This is a genomic window from Paenibacillus sp. N119s, from assembly GCF_059447605.1.
On sequence record NZ_JCAJRU010000362.1, the window covers coordinates 1 to 3,313 of the forward strand.

The following is a 3,313-nucleotide window of genomic DNA, read 5'->3' on the forward strand; positions in this document are numbered from 1 at the left end:
CAGGAAACAACTGCCTATTCAGGGTTATCGCTGCGATTTTTCCTATGAGGGCGACGATATTACAACAACGGGAATTTATGCAATACATCCTGAGTTTGAAGATGAAGAGGGTCAATTGATCATGGATACCAGGCACCCGGTTCACCGGGAGGGTCAGGCAAGAATGTGGATTTTGTTTGGAGAAATGAGGGAAAAGGTACACCGACACCGGATACATGTAGGAACCAGGGGGTATTTTATGGAAGGCCCACGCCGAGTCGGTGAAGTTGAAGTTACAAGTCTGGTAGGCCTCTTGACCAATCCGCTCGACTAAGCTGCTAGAATTCAATCAGAAGGTGCAATCAGACAGCGAATAGAGGTGTTCAATCGAAGATGGATGTCGCTTATATTATCGATCTATTACGTAAAGACGATGTAACCTTAACCCCAGGCTTATCCACCCGGGAGATTACTGAGGTCGAAGACAGGTATGATATTCACTTTCCGCCCGACTTAAGAGAGCTGCTGATGAACGTTCTTCCAATCGGTAGAAGCTTTATTCCTTGGAGAGATACGTCACCACAGCGGATGGGTGTCATTTGGGAAAGGCTGAATTGGCCGCTCGAAGGTATGATTTTCGATGTGGAACAGAATATGTTCTGGCATTCTGAATGGGGGAATAGACCAACAGATTTGCAGGAAGCCGTGGACATATGTAAACGTGAGTTTTTGCGCGTGCCCAAGCTGATCCCCATCTATGGTCACCGATATATCCCAGAGCAGCCTTGTGAAGAAGGAAATCCGGTATTTTCAGTGTATCAAACGGATATTATCGTGTATGGAGAAAGTTTGCAGGAATATTTCAAGCAGGAATTTGGAGAGAAGACTTACGAACAGATTGATTTTGAGGCCGTAAAAACAGTTCGCTTTTGGAGTGATTTATGTAGTTGATGCGTCGAATCGCTAGGAAGTTAAATAAGTCGAGGCAAAGGAAGGAGAGCATAAAATGAAGGTGGAACAGGATTTGGAAGAAATCAAGGAAAGGCTAACCCAAATCGAGACAAAACTCGAACAAAAGTCGACTTCTAGCAAAATCCTGAAGTATATGGTCATCATTTTCTTGTCTATTTTTTTCTTGCTTCTTGTGATCGGAGTTGTTCAATTCGTCTCAAGCTGATCGGTATAAATTTACGGACAGAAAGGAGCTCGTTATGTCTATAGAAGCCATTATTTTTGATCTGGATAATACACTGATTCATCGCAAACAGGCATTTGCTGCATATACGGAGCGTTTTATAGAACGATTTATTGTGGCAGAAGAACCAGCCAGCCGTGCGGCTGTCGTTGAACGAATACGTCTGGCAGATCAGGACGGCTACCGGGATAAGAAAGAGCTGTATACTGAGCTGCATGCAAACCTGAAACTGAAAAATCCCGATACGACAGTACAGGACATGCTGGGCTTTTGGTATGGGGAATTTCATAAGTTTACGGTATTGATGGATGGGGCCAAGGAAGTGCTGTCTGAGCTGCGGTCTCGGGGCTTGAAGCTTGGTATTATTACCAACGGCTCACTTCGTACGCAACAGGCGAAAATCGACCGAGTGATGCTGAGAGATTATGTGGATACCATTATCGTATCGGGTGGCGTCAACATCGAAAAACCTAATCCTCGAATTTTCGAATTAGCTTTGAATGAGCTAGACATTGCCGAACCCAGTCATGCCTGCTATGTAGGCGATCATCCGACGAATGATATTCGTGGTGCGCAAAGTGCAGGATTGCATACCATCTGGCTTGAAGGCTTTATGACGTGGAATGAAACGGACATTGCACCAGATCATCAGATTGAAAGTCTGCGCGAAATCACTGGCTGGCTGGATCACTTCAGTTATCCATCGAACATGGAGGAGGGGGCATCATGAGTAGGGAGCAGCAACCGAGTCCCATTCTGTTATCGTTCCCGGAGCAATTCCAGACGGAGCGATTGACCATACGCGCTCCGCAATGGGGCGATGGCGCGGCGGTTAATGAGGCGATACGAGAAAGTGTAAATGAACTGCGACCTTGGCTTCCTTTTGCTAGAAATCTCCCTACGGCGGAGGAATCTGAAATTCGCTCACGCCAAGCCAGACTTAAATTTCTGGATCGATCTGACATGGTGCTGTATATATTTGATACGGCTTCGGGACAATTTGTAGCCAGCAGCGGTCTGCATCATATTGATTGGGATGCACGAAGATTTGAAATTGGATATTGGCTCAGAACCTCATGGACTGGAAAAGGTATTATAGCAGAGGCTGTGAACAGTATTACGGATTTTGCCATACAGCATTTGCATGCCAATCGGGTGGAGATTCGTTGTGATTCCAGAAACACGCGCAGCGCCAAGGTAGCAGAACGGGCAGGTTTTACACTGGAGGGAATTTTAAGAAACATCGAGTATGATGAAGAGGGGAGCATGGCACACCAAATGGTTTTTGCCAAGGTGCGTGGTATTGAATTTTAGCAGGTGCTTGTAGGATGCTGTGGAGGCTTATTATGATTCATGATATGACGAAAAATACAGACAAGTTGGTGTGCATACAATATGACATCAGCTTAAGGTTCAGCAATCTTGCAAACGCTATCCCAAGGGATGCTATACGAGATTTTCAGCCGTTTGGCGGATGTTTTTCTGTATTCGGACAGGTAATGTAGTATGAAAAACATTCGTAAAAGCAGCAGTAGGGGAGTTATTCTGAAAAATATGGAGAGGTTCCACTGGAAAGCTCGTGCTGCGTATTTGGCTGCCGTGCTGGTCATGATCTTGTTGGGCTTGGGAAGCCGGGCTTTCTCCACCCACTTACCTGCATTCGTTGCTAATCATTTTGGGGATGCCTTGTGGGCGTGCATGATTTATTTTGGGCTGAGAATGTTGTGGGTGAATCGTCAGTTGTCTGTAGCCCTTTGGGGCAGTTTGCTGTTTTGCTTTGCTATTGAGTTCAGTCAGATGTACCAGGCTCCCTGGATTAACCACATTCGGGCGACAACCCTGGGCGGCCTAGTGCTTGGCAAAGGGTTTCTGACCGTGGATCTGATCAGGTACACGATGGGTATTGTGGTCTCCTGGGCACTAGACCAAGGCTGCCAAAGGCTGGCCGGAATCAACAGACGTATAGAACGAGAACGATGACAAGCCACTCAAATAATCTGAGAAGCGAGGGTTGCGCTTGAAACAAAAGAGAAAGCGTCACAGGTTGTTGGGTAAGATGATTGGGTTATGCGCAGGATTCAGCTTGTTGTTTGCAACTATACTTATTCCAGGGCAGGCGTTAGCCGAAAAGCAGCTTGC

At 46.2% G+C, this 3,313-nt stretch carries 6 protein-coding genes; all 6 read left to right on the forward strand.

Annotated features, from left to right (window positions below):
• Positions 1 to 313, forward strand: a 313-nt coding sequence (locus AC5V8P_RS24520) for a hypothetical protein (RefSeq protein WP_495473971.1), incomplete at its 5' end; no start/stop codon positions are given.
• Between the two features lie 59 nt (positions 314 to 372).
• Positions 373 to 930, forward strand: coding sequence for an SMI1/KNR4 family protein (locus AC5V8P_RS24525; protein ID WP_063209971.1), 558 nt, complete (start codon positions 373 to 375; stop codon positions 928 to 930).
• Between the two features lie 55 nt (positions 931 to 985).
• Positions 986 to 1,156 (forward strand): hypothetical protein, encoded by a 171-nt coding sequence (locus tag AC5V8P_RS24530; protein ID WP_196771798.1) that lies wholly within the window; start codon positions 986 to 988, stop codon positions 1,154 to 1,156.
• 34 nt (positions 1,157 to 1,190) lie between these two features.
• Positions 1,191 to 1,904, forward strand: a complete 714-nt coding sequence (locus AC5V8P_RS24535; protein ID WP_064795345.1) for an HAD family hydrolase — start codon at positions 1,191 to 1,193, stop codon at positions 1,902 to 1,904.
• Positions 1,901 to 2,488, forward strand: coding sequence for a GNAT family N-acetyltransferase (locus tag AC5V8P_RS24540; RefSeq protein ID WP_064795344.1), 588 nt, complete (start codon positions 1,901 to 1,903; stop codon positions 2,486 to 2,488). The genes AC5V8P_RS24535 and AC5V8P_RS24540 overlap by 4 nt, the downstream gene beginning before the upstream one ends.
• 192 nt (positions 2,489 to 2,680) lie before the next feature.
• Positions 2,681 to 3,154 (forward strand): ribosomal maturation YjgA family protein, encoded by a 474-nt coding sequence (locus tag AC5V8P_RS24545; RefSeq protein WP_064795343.1) that lies wholly within the window; start codon positions 2,681 to 2,683, stop codon positions 3,152 to 3,154.
• The last annotated feature ends 159 nt before the right edge of the window (positions 3,155 to 3,313 follow it).

Coding starts and splice junctions, on each gene's coding strand:
- AC5V8P_RS24545 (WP_064795343.1), top strand. CDS start 2,681: ATGAAAAACATTCGTAAAAGCAGCAGTAGGGGAGTTATTCTGAAAAAT.
- AC5V8P_RS24530 (WP_196771798.1), top strand. CDS start 986: ATGAAGGTGGAACAGGATTTGGAAGAAATCAAGGAAAGGCTAACCCAA.
- AC5V8P_RS24540 (WP_064795344.1), top strand. CDS start 1,901: ATGAGTAGGGAGCAGCAACCGAGTCCCATTCTGTTATCGTTCCCGGAG.
- AC5V8P_RS24535 (WP_064795345.1), top strand. CDS start 1,191: ATGTCTATAGAAGCCATTATTTTTGATCTGGATAATACACTGATTCAT.
- AC5V8P_RS24525 (WP_063209971.1), top strand. CDS start 373: ATGGATGTCGCTTATATTATCGATCTATTACGTAAAGACGATGTAACC.